Origin of the sequence: Paenibacillus sp. FSL L8-0158 (assembly GCF_038592965.1) — a bacterium.
GTDB lineage: Bacteria > Bacillota > Bacilli > Paenibacillales > Paenibacillaceae > Paenibacillus > Paenibacillus polymyxa_D.
Genome location: NZ_CP151949.1, coordinates 4,033,356 through 4,054,205 on the forward strand (window position 1 = coordinate 4,033,356; position 20,850 = coordinate 4,054,205).

At 39.0% G+C, this 20,850-nt stretch carries 21 protein-coding genes; 2 read left to right on the forward strand and 19 right to left on the reverse strand.

Going from position 1 to position 20,850, the window contains the following annotated elements; all coding sequences use genetic code 11:
• Positions 1-33: 33 nt before the first annotated feature.
• The 11 genes from NSQ68_RS17790 to NSQ68_RS17840 all read right to left on the reverse strand — a co-directional run bounded on the left by NSQ68_RS17790 (position 34) and on the right by NSQ68_RS17840 (position 9,002).
• Positions 34-987: a hypothetical protein gene (locus tag NSQ68_RS17790; RefSeq protein ID WP_342426705.1), complete on the reverse strand. Its 954-nt coding sequence runs from the start codon at positions 985-987 to the stop codon at positions 34-36.
• A gap of 219 nt (positions 988-1,206) precedes the next feature.
• Positions 1,207-1,998 carry a hypothetical protein gene (locus NSQ68_RS17795; RefSeq protein ID WP_342426706.1) on the reverse strand — a complete coding sequence of 264 codons (792 nt, stop codon included), beginning with the start codon at positions 1,996-1,998 and terminating at the stop codon, positions 1,207-1,209.
• A gap of 496 nt (positions 1,999-2,494) precedes the next feature.
• Entirely contained in the window at positions 2,495-2,812 is a 318-nt protein-coding gene (locus tag NSQ68_RS17800; RefSeq protein ID WP_342426707.1) for a hypothetical protein, read from the reverse strand.
• A gap of 456 nt (positions 2,813-3,268) precedes the next feature.
• Complete coding sequence (locus NSQ68_RS17805; protein WP_342426708.1) at positions 3,269-3,856, reverse strand: hypothetical protein; 588 nt, start codon at positions 3,854-3,856, stop codon at positions 3,269-3,271.
• Positions 3,857-4,046: 190 nt separating this feature from the next.
• Positions 4,047-5,099 (reverse strand): hypothetical protein, encoded by a 1,053-nt coding sequence (locus tag NSQ68_RS17810; RefSeq protein WP_342426709.1) that lies wholly within the window; start codon positions 5,097-5,099, stop codon positions 4,047-4,049.
• Between the two features lie 198 nt (positions 5,100-5,297).
• Positions 5,298-5,792 (reverse strand): hypothetical protein, encoded by a 495-nt coding sequence (locus tag NSQ68_RS17815; protein WP_058711397.1) that lies wholly within the window; start codon positions 5,790-5,792, stop codon positions 5,298-5,300.
• 166 nt (positions 5,793-5,958) lie between these two features.
• Positions 5,959-6,486, reverse strand: a complete 528-nt coding sequence (locus NSQ68_RS17820) for a hypothetical protein (RefSeq protein WP_342426710.1) — start codon at positions 6,484-6,486, stop codon at positions 5,959-5,961.
• 139 nt (positions 6,487-6,625) lie between these two features.
• Positions 6,626-7,630, reverse strand: a complete 1,005-nt coding sequence (locus tag NSQ68_RS17825) for a hypothetical protein (RefSeq protein ID WP_342426711.1) — start codon at positions 7,628-7,630, stop codon at positions 6,626-6,628.
• Positions 7,631-7,816: 186 nt separating this feature from the next.
• Complete coding sequence (locus tag NSQ68_RS17830) at positions 7,817-8,188, reverse strand: hypothetical protein (RefSeq protein WP_342426712.1); 372 nt, start codon at positions 8,186-8,188, stop codon at positions 7,817-7,819.
• A gap of 170 nt (positions 8,189-8,358) precedes the next feature.
• Positions 8,359-8,673 carry a hypothetical protein gene (locus tag NSQ68_RS17835; RefSeq protein WP_342426713.1) on the reverse strand — a complete coding sequence of 105 codons (315 nt, stop codon included), beginning with the start codon at positions 8,671-8,673 and terminating at the stop codon, positions 8,359-8,361.
• Positions 8,670-9,002, reverse strand: a complete 333-nt coding sequence (locus NSQ68_RS17840) for a tyrosine-type recombinase/integrase (protein WP_342429130.1) — start codon at positions 9,000-9,002, stop codon at positions 8,670-8,672. The genes NSQ68_RS17835 and NSQ68_RS17840 overlap by 4 nt, the downstream gene beginning before the upstream one ends.
• Between NSQ68_RS17840 and NSQ68_RS17845 the strand changes: the two genes are divergently transcribed.
• The gene (locus NSQ68_RS17845; protein WP_342429169.1) at positions 8,991-9,161 is read left to right on the forward strand and encodes a hypothetical protein; all 171 of its coding nucleotides are present in this window, start codon (positions 8,991-8,993) and stop codon (positions 9,159-9,161) included. The two genes, NSQ68_RS17840 and NSQ68_RS17845, sit on opposite strands and share 12 nt — an antisense overlap.
• Before the next feature lie 244 nt (positions 9,162-9,405).
• Here the strand turns inward: NSQ68_RS17845 and NSQ68_RS17850 are convergent, their stop codons facing one another.
• The 8 genes from NSQ68_RS17850 to NSQ68_RS17885 all read right to left on the reverse strand — a co-directional run bounded on the left by NSQ68_RS17850 (position 9,406) and on the right by NSQ68_RS17885 (position 19,963).
• A complete protein-coding gene (locus NSQ68_RS17850) occupies positions 9,406-9,786 on the reverse strand; it encodes an immunity 22 family protein (protein ID WP_342426714.1) in 381 nt (126 codons plus the stop codon).
• 134 nt (positions 9,787-9,920) lie between these two features.
• The gene (locus tag NSQ68_RS17855) at positions 9,921-11,984 is read right to left on the reverse strand and encodes a methyl-accepting chemotaxis protein (RefSeq protein ID WP_342426715.1); all 2,064 of its coding nucleotides are present in this window, start codon (positions 11,982-11,984) and stop codon (positions 9,921-9,923) included.
• A 284-nt stretch (positions 11,985-12,268) separates the two neighbouring features.
• Positions 12,269-12,808, reverse strand: coding sequence for a CueP family metal-binding protein (locus NSQ68_RS17860; protein ID WP_342426716.1), 540 nt, complete (start codon positions 12,806-12,808; stop codon positions 12,269-12,271).
• Positions 12,809-13,037: 229 nt separating this feature from the next.
• Positions 13,038-15,425 carry a polyprenyl synthetase family protein gene (locus tag NSQ68_RS17865; protein WP_342426717.1) on the reverse strand — a complete coding sequence of 796 codons (2,388 nt, stop codon included), beginning with the start codon at positions 15,423-15,425 and terminating at the stop codon, positions 13,038-13,040.
• 300 nt (positions 15,426-15,725) lie between these two features.
• Complete coding sequence (locus NSQ68_RS17870; RefSeq protein WP_342426718.1) at positions 15,726-16,646, reverse strand: hypothetical protein; 921 nt, start codon at positions 16,644-16,646, stop codon at positions 15,726-15,728.
• 212 nt (positions 16,647-16,858) lie between these two features.
• The gene (locus tag NSQ68_RS17875) at positions 16,859-17,797 is read right to left on the reverse strand and encodes an ADP-ribosylglycohydrolase family protein (RefSeq protein ID WP_342426719.1); all 939 of its coding nucleotides are present in this window, start codon (positions 17,795-17,797) and stop codon (positions 16,859-16,861) included.
• A gap of 82 nt (positions 17,798-17,879) precedes the next feature.
• Complete coding sequence (locus tag NSQ68_RS17880; protein ID WP_342426720.1) at positions 17,880-18,968, reverse strand: hypothetical protein; 1,089 nt, start codon at positions 18,966-18,968, stop codon at positions 17,880-17,882.
• A gap of 2 nt (positions 18,969-18,970) precedes the next feature.
• Entirely contained in the window at positions 18,971-19,963 is a 993-nt protein-coding gene (locus NSQ68_RS17885) for a hypothetical protein (RefSeq protein WP_342426721.1), read from the reverse strand.
• Between the two features lie 216 nt (positions 19,964-20,179).
• On the opposite strand from NSQ68_RS17885, the gene NSQ68_RS17890 reads away from it, so the two are divergent.
• Entirely contained in the window at positions 20,180-20,830 is a 651-nt protein-coding gene (locus tag NSQ68_RS17890) for a hypothetical protein (protein WP_342426722.1), read from the forward strand.
• The last annotated feature ends 20 nt before the right edge of the window (positions 20,831-20,850 follow it).

Here is a 20,850-nt window from a genome sequence, read left to right on the forward strand (position 1 = left end):
GGTCTAAGTACGGTTTATAAATTAATAAATCAACTATTCAACTTCTCTAATATCCCAAAATCTCAAATCATTTTCATCAAGATATATATTTATACTATAATATTTATTCCTTATTGTCTCTTTATCATCTTCATAGTACAATTTATTTTTCAACTTTAATTTACCATAAATAAAAACTTTGATTGCTATATCATTTTCCGAATATAATTTCAACTTCTTACTCCAATTAATTTTTCGTGATTTGTCATCAAGCAAATTAATACCTATATAAATTGATGGACATCTAACTAATCCTCTGAAATTTACATTATTAAACTTAACTATATACTCATTTGGGTTCTTCGGTGCTTTTTCAACTACACCATTGCCAAAATAAATACGACTATTATTTATAAAGCAATCACAGTTATAACCATCCAATTCGACAAAAAAGTCTTTGTACAACATTTTTTTGCCATTTGTAATTATTTTTTTCTCATCTAACAAATTATCACTTGAGTAACTTAGATATTTAGAAACAATTGGAGCAATTGTTTTATACTCTGAATATCTTTTCCCTCTAGATGAACTCTCTGATTTCTTCTTTCTTTTTCTATCAATATTGTCACTATCAGCAGTTTTAATTTGCTTCTCCCTGTTTTCCTTTTCTTTCCTTTCTCCAATAGTTAATAAAATATCATTCTCATCATCTATATATTTTCTACTTTCAGCGTTTTCATCCGAATTTAATACCTTCTTTTCCTCCATTTCAATTATGGGGGTACAAGTATGTTCTCCTACTAATAAGAAATAAGGCTTTTTCTTCATTAGAACACGCTCTTTATCTATATTAGCGCAAGTTATTTGTGCTTCACAATTTTCATTTTTACATTCAAAAGCTCTTTTATCACTTATCTCACCATCCCAATAAAGTTCATAAGCTTTTTCAGCATCTATAATTTCTTCGAATTCAATACTATAAGCTTCTGGAATTTTAGGTTCACTCAATATAATCACCTCTAACGTATTCTATATTTATTCTAATTTGACTTTCAGCTAACGTTCCTGTATTCACGACCCAGCTTATGCTGGGTGTCCGGCGAATGCCGGACCAAGGACAAATGTCTGCAGCGTGAATATTATGTTATTGGATGTCAGTGACTTCTTTGAATTACTTAAGTAATTTTCAAATCACTATTTTACTTTAAAATAACGGACTTATTTAGGCTAATCTATATAAGAAAACATATTTTCAAAGTCTTGTTTCGAATCAAAAGTATATTTAATTATATGTTCATTATTAACTTCAGCCTCTTCACTCCAAAGCCTAAAACCCAAACCACTTGTATCTAATTCTACCATCACATAATCGAGACCTAGTTCATAACACTCTTTGTATTTATGATCTGATGAAGGAAAGTTATTTTTAAATTTATCGTTATAGCTGGGCTTAAAGTAGTTAATTAAAGCAGCTTCTGCAACAGCAATATTTTGTTTGTCGGATATTCGTAAAAAACTAGTATTATTCTTTTTTGATTCAACTAGGTCATGGATGTAAATTCTTAAGTCATCATTGGATTCATTGGGATCGAAGAACGCAATTGAATTGGGACTAAATTTCCAAGCTGTCAACCAAACATCAGTGTCCCAACTTCTTTCACTATAAATTTTTTGTACGGTTTCATGCTGTTGTAGTCGATCAAAAACATTGCGAGTTGGTGTTTCCTTAGAACCAAAAGCGCGACCAATATATAATACTTGAAGATCCATGATGGAAGAGTCCATTTCAGATTGAGAAAGAAATGTTTGCAATAATAACGCAGCATGAGATTTAAAAGCTGGTTGTGTAAGGGTTTCAATTATAATATATTGATCATTCATCTCAAAGCTCACCTTAACGATCATTTCATCCATAGGTATTTGAATACTGACGTTCTTAAATGTACCCTCATGAGCAATACGAATATTTCCTTTAAAAATCGACCCTGAAGTTTCATAAGAGGATGTATCAAACATCATAAGAGGTCTTTTACCAACCATATAAATGTGAAAATTATCTTTATCCTTGTACTGTTCCTTTAGTGTCTTAAGTTGATCCTGTTTAAACATGTAAGCATAGTTTTGAACTAACGAGATCCCTTTACTATTTATCGTAAACAGTCCTTCCGTTTGACTTAAATATGATTTTTTAAGTACAATAAAATGTTATTCTATTCATCAACTTCCTGTTAACTGAATATCTAAGAAGGAGATTTATAAGGTTTATTTGTGATTTTCGCTGATTTCCAATAACGTTCCTGTATTCACGACGTTCCACCGACTTAAGTGAACGTAGTGAGCGGCCGCGATGCGGTTAGTCGGTGCGGATGTGTCCCGGCAATCACTTCTTCGACTTTAGTTCCGGGACCGAGACGGCTTGTCCGCCGATGTGTGAAAACATTGTTATCGGATGCTTCTGCCTTCCTAGGAACCCCCTCAAAATAATCTTCTATCACTTTTCTTAAATTACTATTCTTCATTCTTCATATTCTTTATTATCTATTAGCATTACTTCATTTACCCAGTCATCAAAAGAGTTAAATTCTCGTGTTTTTGGCCACTTTGAGTCTATTTCCTTATCCATCTTCCATGTTAGATGCACTTGTACATACTTATCTGGATTAGCTTTGTATTGGTATAATACTTCGTCTTTATCTTCTCTTCGAGCAATGATGTCTAGATCAGCCCCATAAAGAATATGGTTTTCAGATATTTCTTTATGTAGTTCTTCAAGAAAAGTCTTTGAAGTTTCATGTATCCACGGTTCTAAAAATTTCTTTTGTGGTCGGAGCATTAAAATCACCCTCATTAATTCTTTTTAAGTTTTTTCATATTGCAGAAGTTTCCGATAACGTTCCTTATTCACGACCCAACGAATGTTGGGTGTCCGGCGTATGCCGGACCCAGGGCGTATGCCGGACCCAGGGCGTATGCCCGCAGCGTGAATATTATGTTATATGACGTTCCCTGTTTCCTGATTTAACCTACACACCTTTATATTTATCTTCAATATCTCGAAATAATTGATGAAATACTTCCATTTCATTATTTAAAGCATCGAAGGATTCTAAAAATAACTTTTCAATATCTTCGTTATACAATTTTGAGTAAGCAAAATATCTCATTGCTGCGAAAGTAATAATATCACTTATCTGTCTACAACCATGTGCTAATTCTTTCGCTTCTCGTCTATCTGCCGCTCTGCCGTTATGATCAATGAGTAAATTAATAGCATTAGCATCCTGATGTATTAGTTAACTACCAATACCATAGCTATGAAACATTCCATTAAGATTACTATATAAAGGATGTTGTGAAAGCTCTTTAACAATTTCGCTATACGACCATCTTTGCTCCAACTCTTTTCTAAATTTTCTTGGGTATTTTTTTCGAGTTCTTCCAATATTTCATCATCAAGAATTACATCTTTAATAAAAACCATATCACTGTTTAATGGTTCTGGTAAACTATCTACTAATGTCTTGGCCCTCTTCGTTCGCTTTATTTCACTTATTGCAGGGAGCACTTCCCAAAACTCATTAATCTTACTTTCTCTTTCTTCATTTGTCCCTAAGGTTAGATAAACGAACTTAATTGTTCCTTCCATTATTGATCGAAGTAACATCTCATTGTCCCATAGGCGTACATTCGCAATTAAGACTAAGCTACTTTCACTTGTTAATTGGCAACTTACAGGCAATTGTTTGAGGACATATCTATGATTCTCAGAAATATCTAAATCTTTATTGAAGTAGGCTGACGTCAAAACATAATAATCATGCAAAATGAAGCTTGCTTGACGTGCGAGTTTCATTAAGGTTTCTTGAACTAAATTCATGATTTGCACCTTTCAGAATTATTATTTTAGGGAATGTCATATAACGTTTTTGTATTCACGAACCCCGTTAGGGGTTGTCTGCTGATATGACTCCCCGATACCCTTCTCGCAGACCCAGGCTCCATCAGGAGTCGCAGCTTGAATATTATGTTAGCTGATGTTGACGACCCCTTTGAAAAAAACTGACGATCTACTCCTCTTCATCTAAAATAATATATTCTTCAACTAAGTCATCTTCAAGTTCATCTTCATAATCATCCTCTTTTTCTTCATTTTTCATTTTTTCAATTATTTTTGCTAAAATCGTTTCTGCAAAGTTTATTAACTCCAAGAGTTGTTTCTTGCTTCTTATATATCCCGTATCGTGTGAAAAATCATTTGCCAGATCTATCATTTCCTGTTGTAAGTACAAATTCATTAACGGGTCATTCTTGAGATTTTTCTTCAATTTTCCCAATACATTGTTACCATAATGATCCTCGGGTAAAGAGTAATTATAATAAATGCTATAATATTTAATTAATGATTCTAGTATTGTTCTAATTGTATTTCCACGTGCTCTAATTTCATCAAAATCAAATTCGTTTAAACGATTGATTTTAACCTTCACTTTTCGAAGTCTATCATTCACATGATCGAGAGTTGCATACATAAGAATAAGTTTAGAAAATCCCGTATCCAAAGATCTTTCTTTAGGTTGTAATAAGAAACTAAAGAAAGGTATATTATGTAAAATGCATTCATGAATATAAACATCTTTAAGATACCTTATTGATGTAAATAGTTCCTCCAAGTTTTCTTTAACACTAACCATCGTTTCATCTAAGTGATTAATTTCCAAGTACTTCTTTACTTCTTTAACTTTTGCAACTATAGGCATTATAAGAATGTATAGATGGCCTCTTAAATTAACAAATTTAATTTCGTTTATATTGCATAATGAGAAAATATAGTGGGCGCTATATATATCAAAAGTCATACTCTCAAAACCACGAGGAGGTGGATTCTTTACAAAGTCTTTCCATACAAAATGAATAAAATCTCCTTTATTCTCTATTGAACAAAGATTGTCATAGTTATAATGAGAAAAATGATCTATTATAAACAGCCCATCAGTATTATCAAATAAATCTTCTAAAAATAAAAAGCTTTCTTGGTTTCCATATAGTACATTAGGGCTGTTATGCTTCTTCCATATATCTATAAAAACTTTTTCACTCATTTCATATTTTTTACTATTCATAAATGGATCCCCTTAAATCAAGTTGTTATTGGAATATCAGTAATTTCAGCTAACGTTTCTGTACTCACGACACCCAGCGAATGCTGGGTGTGTCCGACTGTTCCTGCCTCCCAGAAACCCCTCAGCCGGACCGAGGGCGCATGCCCGCAGCGTGAATATTATGTTAAGTTGAAGTTACCGACCTCTTTGAAATTCTATCTAAGTCCTTATTATCTTTACATATGTCCTTACTGAATCAGACTCAGCCTCAATATTTTTATCATTTGTTTTATTTTCAATTATTTGTAGCCCATTAAAACATGCGTTTTCTTTGTACCATTCAATTAATTCAAATAGTGGTATACTTTGTTCTACCACACTCGTATCTTCATAGTAAGAAGCTAATGTAATTATAAATGTCGGCGCCAGAGCATCGGCACTTAAGTAAAATACAAATTCCTTATCTGTATAATGCTTTTTAAGATATAACTCTACTTCTTTCTCAAGAAAAGAAAACGCTTCTAATAATTTATCTGATGGTACTCTATCCTTCTTTATAAGCCTATTAAATCCATGAATATAAATAAAATTATGACTTTCTTCAATGCCAATTAGCTTAGGATCATTTGAAAATAAAAAAACTGGCGAAGTTATTATTTTAGTGATTTCTCGGTATGCCTTCTCAGCGTGTTTTTTTAAGTAATCTAGAATCAAGTTCTTACCCTCTCTTTGGTAATTTCACTTAACGTTACTGTATTCATGAACCTCGTCAGGGGTTGTCTGCTGAAATCCCTCTTCGAAATCCATCCCACAGACCCAGGCTCCGAAGGAGCCGCCGCTTGGATATTATGTTATATGACGGTGCATTGAGTTACTCACATTATTCATTTTCTGTTATCCATTTTAATAAATGAATTTCAGATTTAAACTTTTCTCCCAATTTATCTTCCTCATATTTGTTAATGTGATCTAGGACTCCTTCTAATATTCCAACACCTACAATCAAAGATAAATTTGATGTTGCGTTTTTATTACTTATTATCCCTTTTTGTTTTTGTATTTCTAACAATCTTTCTATCATTTCTTTAAAGCCTCTAAGAGATGTTTCACCTTTATATACAAATTCTCTATTAATATCTACCGTTTCAAGTTCATTTTGATATTTTTTTATAGTCTCGTTTCGATGTTGTTCTGCCACATTGGCAGTCCTTTGCATCGGTCCAAGTTGGTATTGTGTTCTCCATCTAACAAATAACTCCTTGGATATTCCAAGTTCTTTTGAACCATCCCATTGATCAAGATTTCTATTCACTACCATATCATGCATTACTTCTTTCATTGTCTTTCCATATATGTTTTCAATTCGATCCTTATGTTCCTTGTTAGTAAGAACTGTATTATTGGACATTAATTTCACTCCTTTATATATGTTCTTCGTCCTGTCATATAACGTTCTGTATTCACGACCTCAGCGTATGCTGGGTGTCTGGCGAATGCCCGTAGCGTGAATATTATGTTAGGCGATGCTACTGACTTCCCTAAATAACTCATACAAGTCTATATTTAAACGTTAATTCATTCATATTTCGCTTTGAAAGTTGTTGCAATGTTGCAATCAGCACAGATTGAGCCATTAAAGTTACACTATGATTTTCTTTCATAAAAGAACTAAATTCTTCAGTACCATCGAAATAATTAAATTTACCAGGAAAGTTCAATCCACCATGTATAAACTTGGAACGGTAATCGTACATAGATTTGAATAACTTCTTATATTCATTTTGTACTCCTAGGAAAACTTGTGACTTCTCTACCAACTGTTCTTTGATTCCGTTATTACTTGAACTATACAATGCCTCCAATCCTATCATTGTGTAAAATAGATCCATACCTTCATTAGATTCATTAACATCTCCAAATAGATATGTTAATGCTGTGAGAGCCCTTTCTACAGCAGTCCCACCTATTCCATCAAGAAAACCAACTTTCTTTGTAATCCATTCCCATACTTCAACAATATCCAAATGTTCAAGTGTCGGCCATTTTGTTTTTTGCGTAAATATATAAGCTTCTTCAAATCCATTTATAAGTATTTTTGTTCTATTATAAAACTGATCTTCAATATAAATAAGGCCTTCATCAACTTGAAAAGAACCTACTCGTGAAATATTAATAGTGATAATAAAATCGTATAAACGCTTGATGAAATAATCAACCGATTCTTTCTCCCATAAGATTATTGAAGGAATATTCCATTCCTTTATTCCTTCAATTGGTGTATCAATAATCTCCAATTCGGTTTGTACTAAAAGATAGATTTTGCTTCTTCCCGCCTTATTTATTAGCTGTATTCTATCATCGTTCTCATCAGCTAATTTAAACCTTACTATAGCTTGATTACCTACAATTTGATCAGCATCTAATGGAAAAACAATCTCTAATAACAGTAGCTCTTGGATAACTTGATTAATAATCTTGTTAAAATCGTATTCTTGTGAAAATGATCTCATAACAGGAAGTATTACTTCAATTTTCTTTTTGATTATTTCCATTTAGATGACTTCACCTCACGTTAATTTTCAGTGGTGTTGCCTAACGTTCCTGTATTCATGAACCCCAAAGGGGTTGTCTGCTGAAATGCCTCTCCGAAATCCTTCTCACAGACCTAGGCTCCAACGGAGCCGCAGCTTGAATATTATGTTATGTGCAGTTATCACTCCATTGATTGACATTCTAATTTACGCCTTCCAACCCATCTCTTTATACAATCTTCTAATCTGTTTTATAAAACTATCATCTTCTCTTCCCTTATTTATAATCTCTTCATCGGTGGTTACAGCCCATCTAAAAATTTGTTCAATACTCCCGTAGCTACGTTTAAATCCTTTGGCCAACTTCAGTATGTTTTCTTTAGTTGGTGCAAATGATAATACTACTCTTAACTCTTCATCTGTCCAAGGTCTCCCCTTATTTTCTATACTATACGCTTGTTTTTTTTCATATTCAAAAATCAATAATTTCGTTTTGTGGATTACTTGGTCTGTTGTTAGTTCTTCAATTCCTTCATTAAGTAATTCAATTAATCTATCTTTATATTCTTTCTTTTTCATAGATTTCCCCTCCATGATCTTTTCAATAATTACACATAACGTTCCCGTATTCATGACGCCCAGCGAATTGTGTCCGGCTGCTCCTGCCTCCCCGAAATCCTTCTGCCGGACCGAGGGCGTATGCCTGATGCATGGATATAATGTTAGATGATGTTGCTGACTTTTTCGAATCACTCTGGATATTTCATTGAGGCTTCTATCAATTCATCTTCCTCATCGAAAACTCTTAACACTCTGTCAATATCACTAACTTCGTAGCTTCTAACTACAATAAGCTGTCGCATATGAAGACCTGGTGGATCTATGTTTGGCCTAGACAAGTTATTTAGCAATCGTTCTGGTGTATATAAAATGCTCCATCTTTTGGAACCATCCGTGAAATACATCGTGATCTCTATCCAATTCCATTCTTCTGGATTGTCAGTTTCAACCTCATCATCGAAATGCCATCTTAATAGCCTTGGTCTTAAATCCAGCTCTTTCACAATGTTTTCACCTCTCTTTGCAACCTATCAATTTCATCTAACAACTTATTTACGAACTTTCGAAAGAATACTCTCTTCGTCATATTCACGAACTTCGTGAATCCTGCACTTTGTTCCTGATTCCCGCACTTTCTACGTTTCAATCCTCCTGCCCGTTCATCCGATCGAACGGGCTTTGAATCAGCCCAAATGTCCCGCCTGCTCACATGTGTACACCGCTCCGTCGTTCGCACACTCTGATGCCCTAGCAGTTCCTGAATATAGCGAATATCTATCCCATTCTCTAGCAAATGGGTCGCAAAGGAATGCGTCAGCGAATGAATACTCACCTGTTTGCGAATATCCGCTCCAACCAGCGCTTTTTTCAAACACTTTCTGCGCTGATCGTTCTGTCAGGTGACGGCCTTCCCTCTGCCCTGGAAACAGCCAGTTTTCCGGCAGCTATCCCCTATGTACTGCTCGACCGCCGCAAACGCCGCTTCGGATAGCAGCGTTTGCCGAACCTTCCTGCTTCATTCCGATAAAGTAGGTAATCTTCATCTCGCTTGTCTCCTTAGTATATCAGCCGTTCAAAAATTTGGAAATCTAATTTTGCACAAAAAAAGGGACTTAAGATGCAAATTCACCTTAAGTCCCTGATTCTTTCGAATCAAATCATTCATCCTTTAAGTTCAATTTTCATTATCATAATTACTTAAAATGAGACTCCGAAAACAGTGGAATAGTGTAACGTTAATCTCTTGTATAAGGATACGCAGCTAAAAAGCATAGTCTCTCGCCGTTTTTTTCAGGCAAACCGCTTGTATTACAATCATATATAAAGAACAACGAATTATATTTACCATCTATTTTACTCAAGTCATTTAATAGTGGAGATAAAAAAGAATCAACATAGGAAACATCTTTTATACCTTCATCTGCCCCATCCATCAGAAAGACTCCTTCAGCAAAATCTTCGTCATAATCATCTATTTCATGATCATTTAAAAAACTGCTAAAGACATCCTCATTCTCATCCTCCGGGTATTTGATCTCAACATACTCAAACAACTCATCTTCTGAGGCAAAGTGACCGTACCAGACGGACACCATATTTTTTTCAAAGCAATTCATATCTTCACCCCGCTAATATTTCAGTTTATACGTATGGTCTATCTGTATCCCCACAACAGCTATTGAAGCTAAAAAGCCCGCACTGATCGCGGGCTTTGCTGTATATTTAGTCAAAATCATGCCTAGTAGACTTGCTACTCGACCTTGAACTGTTTTAATTCGTCTTGAAGCTTATTGGACAATTGGTTTAATTGTTTGGATAGTTCAGCAACCTGTTCGAAGCTCTCCAATTGTTCCTGCGTGCTGGCGCTGACCTCTTCGGTTGATGCAGAATTCTCTTCTGTGGTGGAAGAGATGATCTCCAGCGCCTGCAAAATCTCATCTTTGTGCTTGTGGACTTTGGAGGTGTTGTTGCTGATCTGGATCATTCGCAATTTCAAATCTTCCAAATCCTTGTTAATGCTAAAGAATACTTGCTTCGTGTCCTCCACCGATCTCGCATTTTCTTCCGCAATTTTCAGCCCATGAACTGTATGCTCAACCGATACGCTGGTTTTTTCTTCAATCACACGTACCTTCTTATAGATTTCCTGTGTTGCCAGCGCCGTCTGCTCAGCCAGCTTGCGAACCTCCCCGGCAACAACAGCAAACCCTTTGCCCTGTTCTCCTGCACGTGCAGCTTCAATGGAAGCATTGAGCGCCAGCAGGTTGGTCTGCGTTGCAATTTGGTTGACCGTATCCACAATGCTCGAAATCTCATGACGGCTCAGGTCGATATCCTGAATGATAGCCGACATCGCTTGTGTGGAGTTATGATTTTCTTCCGCCCATTTGGATAGCTGATCTACTACTGCAAGCCCTTGTCCGCTTTGCTCAGCAGAGATTTGCACCATCGTTTCGATGGTTTTGGCATCATTGGCAATCTCGTCAATTTGGCCCGATAATGCTCCGGTTTTTTGTAAAATGTTATCCGTTTCGATGGATTGGTAGTTCGTTGCATTGGCAATCTCATTAATTGCTGTCGCAGTGTCGTTCATCGTGATCGCGGTTCTGGAAGAAATGGATTGCAAATCATGAGAAGACTGATTCAAGACTTGAGCTGAGCCACCCACCATTTGGAGCATGCCTTGAATTTTTTGAACCATATTGTAAATCCCTTGAGAAATTTGCCCGATTTCATTGTTGGATTGCGTATCAAACTGAACGGTCAAATCTCCATTTTCAATCAGCTTGATTTTTTCGAGCAATTTCGGGATCGATCGCAACAGATAACGGAGCGTTATATAAGAAATCACAACAAGCAGGATGGTGGCTGCGGCAAAGCCGCCAATGGTAAGCCAGGTAAAGGTTTTTAATTCTGTGAGCACCTCTTCTTCAGAAATGGTTAAGCCTACAGACCACCCCGTATCTTTACTGGTTGCATACCCAATATAACGAGGTTCCCCATTATCATTAATTAGCTGTACTCCGGACTCACCAGCAATCATTTTCTTTCCAATCTCCCCAAGATCACCTGTGCTTTCGTTAATCTTTTCTTTCAGCACTTTATTTTGATCGGGGTGATACAAAATATCTCCTGTTTTGGACGCAAGAATCGAATAACCTGTGCTTCCAAGCGAATAGCTTTGCATAACGGCAGGGATGTCTTTGAAAGCAATATCAACAGCAGCGAATCCAATTAATTGGTTACTGCTATCTTTGATCGGATAGAAAATGCCCATGAGCACATTACCCGAATTGACGTCCTTATAGGGTTCTGAGTAGTATAAACCGTTTGCTTCAACTGCCGGTTTAAAGTACGGGCGTGTATGGATATCGAAATCTGGTTTAGAAGCAACACCATCATTCTGAAGAAAGAAGCCTTTACCAGATATTCCTGCAATCCAGGCGTCGGCAAAAGATGGCTCTGCCTTTACAATGGCTGCCAGAGTCGCTACTGTTTCCGCAGCATAAGGAGAAGTTTTCACCATTTCTGCCGATGGGGTGGTTTCTAAATATTGCTTAAAAAGATTGTTCGTTGACATTTGTTTGACAAGTGATCCCTTTTCCTTAAACAACGCATCGAATTGAGTGACAACGGCCTGCGTCTTGGTCTGGAGCATGGCCTCTTGCTGCTTAACAAGTATGCTTTGCGTGCTTGCAAACATGAACGTCCCCAAGGTTGCAAAGACGACAACGATAATAACTAACAAGACCATGGCCAATGTGTTGGCGATGCTGGATGATCTGAATACGCGCTTCTTCATATTTTGTGACATGCTGCCATCTCCCCAAGGAATATTGAGCGAAAAAGCTCTTAGATAATATGTCGGAAGTTTGCAGCTGTTTTAATAGGTTTTTAGTATACACAATTTAAAGTTTTGCTATCTGATTCCTCATAAATTCCCTCCCAGCCTGTTCGGTAACTCCAGCAAAAAATTATGGCAGCACAAAGAGCCTCCGTCAGACGCAGGCTCTTTACTAAAAGTTATAAACACGCAGGGTTATGCGGACTTAAAGTGTATGAGCAATCAAGTAAGCTCAACCTCTTTATTCTCTATCGTTAACCCAACTGCATCGTCGTGATACATGTATCGTTTTTCTCATATGTAGAGAATTCCGTTTGGGCCGTTTTACCTTCATGATTCACGCTAATGCGGTAGGTTTTATCCCTTGGCAGCCATAGATCAATAAAACCATTGGGTTGTGATTTCATGGCAGCATTCTCCATAATGACATTCCCTTCGGAGTCGTGAACGGTCACATTGAATTCTCCGTTTTTTATTTCGCCTTGGCAGCCCGTTAGACTATGAGTTGCGCAAGGGTGAGTCTGTTCCACATATGGCGCAATCGAAACAAAAAACTCGTTGTCAGGCAAATTATAAGTTATGGGTTGTGTATTGTCTTCGTTAACAATCAACTGGCTGGAATTAATGGAAGCGGATTGGGCTGTTGCCTTGCCTGCACTGAAATCATGCACCAATTGCTTGATATCTGTTGTCCCGAGCTTGTCCGCTCCTTCTTTCTGAAAATTCCCTGCAATCAGGTACGTCCCCAATGCCGCAACAACCAATCCTGAAGCGACCAAGATTCCTTTTTTCATCTGGAGTTCATCTCCTTGTCCGTTTTAAAACATTATAAGGGAGAACACACCGTAACGGACAGAAAACGGCACTGAGGTCACCAGATATTCACATCTTTGCTTGTTTATTCAGACGTATCTGCATTACATTAGATGATCACCAAGGAGGAGCAAAGGAGCATAGGCACCTCTGCTGTCTCAACGTACAAACACCCCACCACTCCTATGGAGCTACGGGGCACAATTCTTTTTAACGATCCCGGTTCACAATATAATTCATTAGATGCTTCAGAAAAGCGATATTGCGGGGCACCTCTCTTAATGCTTCCATAGCAAGGCAGTAGTGCTCCCACATCTCTTGACTGGCACCTTCGTAACCAAGGATGGACACAAAATTCGAATTATTGTTATCCGAATCCTGACCCACAGGTTTTCCAAGTAAGAGCGTATCTCCTTCCACATCAAGCAAATCATCTTTAATCTGAAAAGCAATCCCCATATGATAGGCGAATTTCTGCAAAGCGGCAATCTCCGACTCCTCGGCCTGTGCAAGCATGGCTGGCATAACGAGACAAGCCTCAAACGCCACTCCTGTTTTGTAAAAGCACATCATATTCAGCTGCTCCAATGTCAAAGCCTTTCCTTTGGAATCCAGATCCATCGCCTGACCCATACACATATCCTCTGCCTTGCGGGCCGAGTATTGGATCAAGGCAAGCACCGTTTCAGCACTGAACTCATCAAGTGACGATTGTTCCCCGATCGCCTTCTGGATCAGATATAGTCCGGTTAATTCCGCGGTAGCGCTGTTGTGCACCTGATGCAAGGTCTGACGCCCTCTACGGGTAGAGGCGTTATCCTGGGAAGGCAAATCATCAAAAATCAGGGATGCTGTATGCATATATTCCAATGATCGCAGAAGAGGTACGATTGCCGAAGCGTCTAATCCATATTCATTTACGCCCATGACCCAGGTCAAAATAGGACGTATCCTTTTCCCATCCCCCTCGAGACTATAATTTGCAGCATCAATAAGCTGTTCTTTCATGACCTCGATCCCATAAGGCTTGGTAATTTTCAAATGGTTGTTAATCTGATCACGGACTGTTTTGACCGTATTCATAAAATCTTCCTTTTCCCTCGAATCATTTTTCAGTTGAGTAATCATCTGGTCCCGAAGTAGCTTATCTAAGAAATCTACATCATCCGCTTTTTGTACCATCTTCTGAATGAGATTATTAAATTCTGGATTTCCGGATGCAAAAATCCCCATTATTTCATTGTACTTTTCTGCACCTACCCGTTCTTTATAACGTTTGAGTCCATTTATTGCACGGTCCAGTATCACCTCACGAGCCGTGGCATCGGAATGATACACGTTATGGATCAAATTAGAAATGACCGCCCAGTATAATTCGAAGGGATTGATCAAATCCGATCTTTGATGATGATATTTTAAATAATAGGTATAGGGTGTTACCGCACTATCTCTCATATCGTCAGCCATATCCGCAAAATCATCAGCTAGCTGGTTATAGATACCATAATAGAATGTTCGTTGCTCAAACCCGTCATCCTCAGGAGCACTAATCACGGAACGGACAATCAAGCGGGAAGAAGCAGATTTTAAAATCACGGGTATATAAAGCTCTTCATTGGTGTAATGAGCTCGCGTTAAGTCCTTATCACGATCGATATCTTGAGAATGAAAAAAAACATAGGACTGCTCGAAAAAGGTTTGCTGTGTGTCTGGCCGCTGATGTGCCTTAATATACTCAAAAGCATCCGAGAGCTCCGAATGAATATAGCGAATGAACTTCATATGATCGCCAGTCCAGTCGCCCAGCTCTGGCACAGATCCGGTAAGTAGCGCGGTACGTATCATATGGGAATATTGTTCTTTCTCTTGAACCGTCAAAACCTGGGAGTCGAGAAGATCATCAATAAAAGGATAGGTCAGCCCATAAGAATATCCAAGCCTAATCGCTTCATCCAGTCTGCGAGAACGTTCACCAGGTGACACGGCTTCGTCCATTTCTTCCATCACATGCAGAATAACCCCAATAATGATTTTAATCAGCTTGCGCTGGGCGTGCTCTGCATCCATTTCCTCAGGAATATGAGAAGATACAGAGTTAAGCTTGTTGATTACCCAAATTACAGTGGCTTCGATTCCTTCCTTTTGAGACCACCGATATACCCCGGCTATATTCATAAACTCAGGTTGATCTCTCCTGTGAGCACGGGTGGGTTGAAGCAAATATCTTTTGACGTCAGCAATGACGCGCTGAATCCGGGTCTGAGTGTCAGCAGAATCTAGAGCCTTGCCTAGATCTCTCATGTAAATATAAGAGACACTCCGATTCAGATAATCATCCAATTTCCCTGTGTAACTCAGCCATTGAATATATCTGTAATAATCCCGAGTATCCGGCTTTCTCTTTTTCCGTGAAAAGAAGGATAACCATGAAGAATGCTGGATATGGCCTCTTTTCCATATATGGATATCTTCTGTAAGAGAAGTCATATAAGTCTTATCCTTGATCTGATTATAGAGTGATGCAAAATACTGAAGCGCCTTCCGCTCAGCCAGCTGATATCCTTTATCGGCTTGAAATTTTTCATTCATATGATGCATTACCTCAACTTCTCATTAAGTTAAACATGGTTGCATTTTTCCCTGAGGGAACGAATTTGGATCATGTTTTTATCTTTATACGGAAAAAAATCTGTGAGGTTACGAATAGATTATATCCTTCTATATATATGCTTCAATTTCAGAGTAGAACGAAAATAATGATAGGGAGGCAGAACCATGGATATTGATGTGTCAGCACTGCAGGAAGTACCGTTACCTCCCTGAATGATCTTGTCAAAACGTATGAATAAGTATTACACCCTTTGGTGTTAAAGAAAAGCCCACGTCTGACGTGGGTTTTTACGCTAACTCTTCTATAGTCACCTGATACAGTAGAGAACCTTCACGGAGCAGCAGGCGGTCTTTTCGGAAATCCTGTTCGTGCGGCTGAAGAAACTTTTGATCGTCATTTAAAAAACGGATGTTTTGCCCTTTGGACAAGCTACCTGGCTTCACATTCATTTTCAGGACATATTGTCCACTCTTTCCGTACCCGCCGTCGAACAAAAAGTGATACCCATCTGTGGCCACCCCGGAGCAGCCGGAAATCCTCGGATTCATAAACGTAATATTCGTTCGGTCGTTACCGGAAATACGTCCTAATGAAAAGTCTGAATAGTAATAAAACCAGATTTCCTGTTCGCTGACTACGTTCAAAGCATAACAATCATGAATGTCTGCCGCTTGGTTCTCATATATTTTGTGTCCCTCTTTATTCCAGGCGACAAGGCCGGAGGACCCCACAGGCTCATTCCAACCATAATTTCCGAATATACCTTCATCAAAATAACTGGTCCAGATCGTACCTTCTTCTGTAACCTGAACACTCTGGATACCGTCTCCAAGCAGCAGTTCATTCACAGTACGGCCTTCATAATCAATAATTTTACCATTTAAATCGTATTGGCCGGGTCCATAATAATGACAACGCGCTCCGACGAGTAACAAATAATCTTTTAGAGGCTGTACATAATGATAGTTGAACTGCTGCCCCTCCACATACACTTCTTCAATGTGATCGTCTATAATGAGTATCTTGTAAGTACGTCTCTCTTTAAGAGAGGCAGGCGGGAACATTCCCCGCACTCGTTCTGGGACTTTATCAATTAGCAAAATATACACGCGTCCATCAGGACCAAATTGGGTCGAAACGATCTCAAACCCTTTTATATCATTGGAAATATCGACAAATGAATGAAGCTGTTTATATAGATGTGACAATGTAGTTCCTCCTCTAAAAGATCAGTAAAGTGAAGTGTTAATTGTACTGGACTTCATTTTGTCATAACAACATGTTACTGAGGAGGGCGGAAGTATGGCGATATGGGTAGTAATCCCAAGAGATGAGTCATCGGCAAAATATAGCGAACAAAAAAAGCTGGGTTCTGCTTCATAAGAAAAGCAACCCAGCTTGATCTTTATAGATGTTCCCCTTAGAGTTTCTGGCCCTTGTCGGCCTTCTGCCATAAAGCCTCAGTCAGCTCATCTATCGTCTCCTTCATCGCCAGCTTCTCGCGCCAGTGGCTCGGGATACCGCTTAGCCCGTAATAAGCTCCTGCAATCTGGCCGTACACCGCCCCGGTCGTATCGGCGTCATCCCCCAGATTTACTGCCAGCAGTGCTCCCTCTTCAAATGAAGTCGAATGGTGAAATGCCCACAGCGCAGCCTCAAGGGAACGAATGACATACCCGCTTCCTTGTATTTCGGGCGGCACCTTATACTTGTAAGATCCCTGAATGATTTCTTCAATGGCTGTCGAATAAGCTGACTGCTCCTGCCGCCACTTATAGCAAACGTCGGGTGATAACATGGATTCTTTGTCCGCTCCCCGCAGACCTGCCACAAGGATTGAAGCAAGCACAGCACAGGCCTCCACACTTTCGACTGCTCCATGGGTGGTTCGCGAGCTCAGCTCGGCGTACATCACTGCCTCTTCCGGACGGTTCGCATAAACCATGGCAACAGGTGCAAGCCTCATGATCGAGCCATTACCGGCAGTCATGGGATCAACGGACCCGCTATATGGCTCTCCAGTGGCTTCGAAGCGATGCAGTGCTGCTCTCGTTGCACCACCGATATCAAAGCACGTTCCCGTGCTGCTCATATATCCCAAGTGGTACCAATTGGTGTAACGGCGCATTTGGTCTGCTGGATCAAAGCTATCTATTCGCACCATACTCTCGGCCAAACAGAGCGCCATAGACGTATCGTCCGTCCACTGCCCTGCCTTCAACCCAAATACACCACCGCCTACGATATCCGTTACAGGTTCAAATGTGCCTGGACTGCTAAACTCTACTGTGGTTCCCAAAGCATCACCCACAGCCAGTCCAGCGAGACATCCATAAAAACGATCCTTGATCAGTACCATTTTGATGTACACTCCTTTGTATTGTTATAACTAATGCATATATTTCCATATCACTAGGAAGGAAGAATATCCGGTACGCCATTTATTCGTCGTAGCTCAAGGCTGTACAACCGCTATCTGGATTTAATTCAATGAAAATCCCTGCCTCATGATGGTAAATGAGTGGAAATCGCTCCGTATCTATATATTCTCGCACACCGCTTGAAAGCCGCCATACCTGAAGCGGGACTTCTTTTCCCCATAAGAATAATCGGTCGCCGGAAACGGCCATATCTGCTTGGGGATATGGATACATCCTGTATTCATCAGGCTTACAATAAAGAGGCGGGATCGCAGAAATCACACGTCGGTACTCAGGCTGAGTCATATCGAATAGGACAACTGCCGGTTCCACTCCTTCCTCTCCCCAATCTTCCTCCTCCAGTAAATCGGCATCCATCTGTCCCCAAATCGCCAATGTATCAGGTCCTATCCAGCACACTGGCCCATCCCAATCTATGGTGTGCCAAAGATGGCGAACTGATGGACCATTCTCCGATTCCCATGGGTTCAGTAACCAATCGGATAACGACCAAGTTCGGACCACTCCTAATGGAGCCCACACCCATCCCGTATCCGCAATCCATTTTCCCTCTGGAGAAGCCAGTAGTCTCCCATGAAAGTAATCTAGATAGTGCTCATCTTTGCTTTCGTTGTTATAAACAGGGGTAGGCCTTGCAGTCAAAAGCATCTCTGTTTCTACATCCGTCAGATCCAGCCGATTCCATTCCGTCCCATGAACAAGAATACATGCACCATCTCGATGAACAAATGCCAGGGGAAACATACTTTTATCGGAGTGGTACTCATCCCGTGATAATTGCATTTTTTCTTGAGCATGGACTAAATCATACACTGCCGCATGCCGACCAAAACGATTGGATATGGCTACGTACTTGCCGTCAAGACTGGTAACCATTTGGACAGGTTGCAGGGGATTAAAATCAGGAATACAAATACGTGTGCATAATTCTGCGCTACCAGAGCGAAGTTTTAGTTTCCACAGTTCTGCTTGTGTGTTTAGCGCCAGCAGAGTTATGCTTTCCTGAGAGCCACCTTTTACAGGATGAATGGCTGTAAGGCGTCCGATAGACGATGGTAAATCAGGTAAAGAAACGTGATGGAATGGCATCATTAAACCCCTTTTATTCTGGATAAATAATAATTTATACCCGCATTTGTGAAGCTGGATTTATCAATAAAAAATCTGATTTCAAGCAATGCAGTCAATACTTTCATAAAAACTCCCGGTTTTTTCTTGCAAAATAATTTAAGATATGTAATTTCACTAGGATTACTTTTGAGAACAAAATAGGAATAATTCATCAAAATCAAATGGGAGATGAACTGCTCTGTTGGTGATTGATGCTCATTGATACAGTCGATCAGCACTTCTAATACCCTATGTTTATTCGAGTTGTAGGCTTGTATAAACAGCGTTGCTTCTGCAAACGGCTTGTTGAAATCATCGAATGGAAAATCATATACCTCATGACTGCCCAGGATGAAGTTGACCAACTGGCCTTGCAAAATTTTTATTCTCCCCAGTGCTGCTCGGGTATCCATATCCGTCTTATTTTTGTTAATATGCTCATGCAAAATGTCAATTAGAATGTGCAAATCATACTGCTGTGCGTCCTCCATGCGGTACATTATCTTATTATTTTCAATTGTTAGACGATCATAAATGTCATCACCTAAACCCAGTTCATATAAAAGATAGTGCAGGAAAAATAGTCTGTCCTGAGTAAGCGAGAATTCATTCCCTCTCTCTGCTAGATGTGAAACTTGATATTGATAATAGAAACAAAATAAGTTTTTTCGCCTATAAACAACATCTTTATGTACATCAAAAACGTTAAAAATGAGCGAAAGCAATCGAATCAGAAGTTCAGCATCCGTTACGCTTAGAATGGAATGATCCATTTTGGTAAGTAGCGACCTATCAAATAAATCGTGCCATCGTACTAAAGAAATATGATCCTGCTCGTTTATATTCAGAGTTAATACTCTTAAATTTTGCTCTTGATCAGGATAGGAATAAAATAGATATTCATGATTCAAATCAGAAATACGCTCATTAAAATAGGCTCTTAATTTGTAATCGTATATTTTAGAAAAAGACATTTCTCTCCCCCTTGCATAGCAAGCCAAACTTCATGTTGAACCTGGCATAACACATTAATCCGAACTCCTATATTGTAAAATTAATATAGATCGACTGGCAAGGCGGCATAATTACAGAAACATATGTTCTTTATTTCTATATTATGATATCTTAATGCTAAAAGTAAAACGTTATGACGAAGGTCATAGTCTGCGATTAGAAAGGAATGAACACCTATGAAACAGCTAAGCGAAGCGCTGGCCCGTTTTGTACAACAACAAAACTTGTATAATGCAGCCTACGGGCTATTCCAAGACCACGACATCCAGCCCCGGATGGAGAACATAACAGATTGCTGGGACAACCGCATACCTATATCCCCTGAGCTTGAGTATCTATATAGCCATTATGAAATGATCGATGCCAAGGCAGCGGGAACACACAAATTAAAAAATGCAGCAGTTGAAGTTGGGGATGCCGCAGTTCTCTTTTTTGTCGCACCAGAACATTTATATCGCCAACAGTTGGGTTATCGCTTTATTACGTCTGGTGAGCTTGTTCATGAGTCATCTTCATGGCCATCCCATCATGTCGTGATCGCCACGTTTAATGACGATCCTGTCATTGTCGATACTAGCGCACTCGGTTCCCCTGTATATGCTGCATTTGAAGGTGGGGCGGCGCAGCAGGTTGCTGACTCTTTAGCTGACTTTTTTACGGCTCTTTCCATCCTGATCGAAGGTGCCTGTACCTTTAAGGGAGAATTGATAGATGAAGATACATACGAAACCAAAGCAGCATATATCGAGCACGTAAAACCATTGCTGCATCATTTGTTGGGCGAAAACCAAACCACGTACTTGCTGAAATATCTATCCTTTTGTTAGAAATCCTATTTGTTAAAGAG

Excerpts from the sequence above, each read along its gene's own strand:
- NSQ68_RS17795 (WP_342426706.1), bottom strand. The coding sequence starts at position 1,998 with ATGATGTTTGATACATCCTCTTATGAAACTTCAGGGTCGATTTTTAAA.
- NSQ68_RS17800 (WP_342426707.1), bottom strand. The coding sequence starts at position 2,812 with ATGCTCCGACCACAAAAGAAATTTTTAGAACCGTGGATACATGAAACT.
- NSQ68_RS17805 (WP_342426708.1), bottom strand. The coding sequence starts at position 3,856 with ATGAATTTAGTTCAAGAAACCTTAATGAAACTCGCACGTCAAGCAAGC.
- NSQ68_RS17810 (WP_342426709.1), bottom strand. The coding sequence starts at position 5,099 with ATGAATAGTAAAAAATATGAAATGAGTGAAAAAGTTTTTATAGATATA.
- NSQ68_RS17820 (WP_342426710.1), bottom strand. The coding sequence starts at position 6,486 with ATGTCCAATAATACAGTTCTTACTAACAAGGAACATAAGGATCGAATT.
- NSQ68_RS17825 (WP_342426711.1), bottom strand. The coding sequence starts at position 7,630 with ATGGAAATAATCAAAAAGAAAATTGAAGTAATACTTCCTGTTATGAGA.
- NSQ68_RS17830 (WP_342426712.1), bottom strand. The coding sequence starts at position 8,188 with ATGAAAAAGAAAGAATATAAAGATAGATTAATTGAATTACTTAATGAA.
- NSQ68_RS17845 (WP_342429169.1), top strand. The coding sequence starts at position 8,991 with ATGAATACTCACCTGTTTGCGAATATCCGCTCCAACCAGCGCTTTTTT.
- NSQ68_RS17850 (WP_342426714.1), bottom strand. The coding sequence starts at position 9,786 with ATGAATTGCTTTGAAAAAAATATGGTGTCCGTCTGGTACGGTCACTTT.
- NSQ68_RS17855 (WP_342426715.1), bottom strand. The coding sequence starts at position 11,984 with ATGTCACAAAATATGAAGAAGCGCGTATTCAGATCATCCAGCATCGCC.
- NSQ68_RS17860 (WP_342426716.1), bottom strand. The coding sequence starts at position 12,808 with ATGAAAAAAGGAATCTTGGTCGCTTCAGGATTGGTTGTTGCGGCATTG.
- NSQ68_RS17865 (WP_342426717.1), bottom strand. The coding sequence starts at position 15,425 with ATGCATCATATGAATGAAAAATTTCAAGCCGATAAAGGATATCAGCTG.
- NSQ68_RS17875 (WP_342426719.1), bottom strand. The coding sequence starts at position 17,797 with ATGGTACTGATCAAGGATCGTTTTTATGGATGTCTCGCTGGACTGGCT.
- NSQ68_RS17880 (WP_342426720.1), bottom strand. The coding sequence starts at position 18,968 with ATGCCATTCCATCACGTTTCTTTACCTGATTTACCATCGTCTATCGGA.
- NSQ68_RS17885 (WP_342426721.1), bottom strand. The coding sequence starts at position 19,963 with ATGTCTTTTTCTAAAATATACGATTACAAATTAAGAGCCTATTTTAAT.
- NSQ68_RS17890 (WP_342426722.1), top strand. The coding sequence starts at position 20,180 with ATGAAACAGCTAAGCGAAGCGCTGGCCCGTTTTGTACAACAACAAAAC.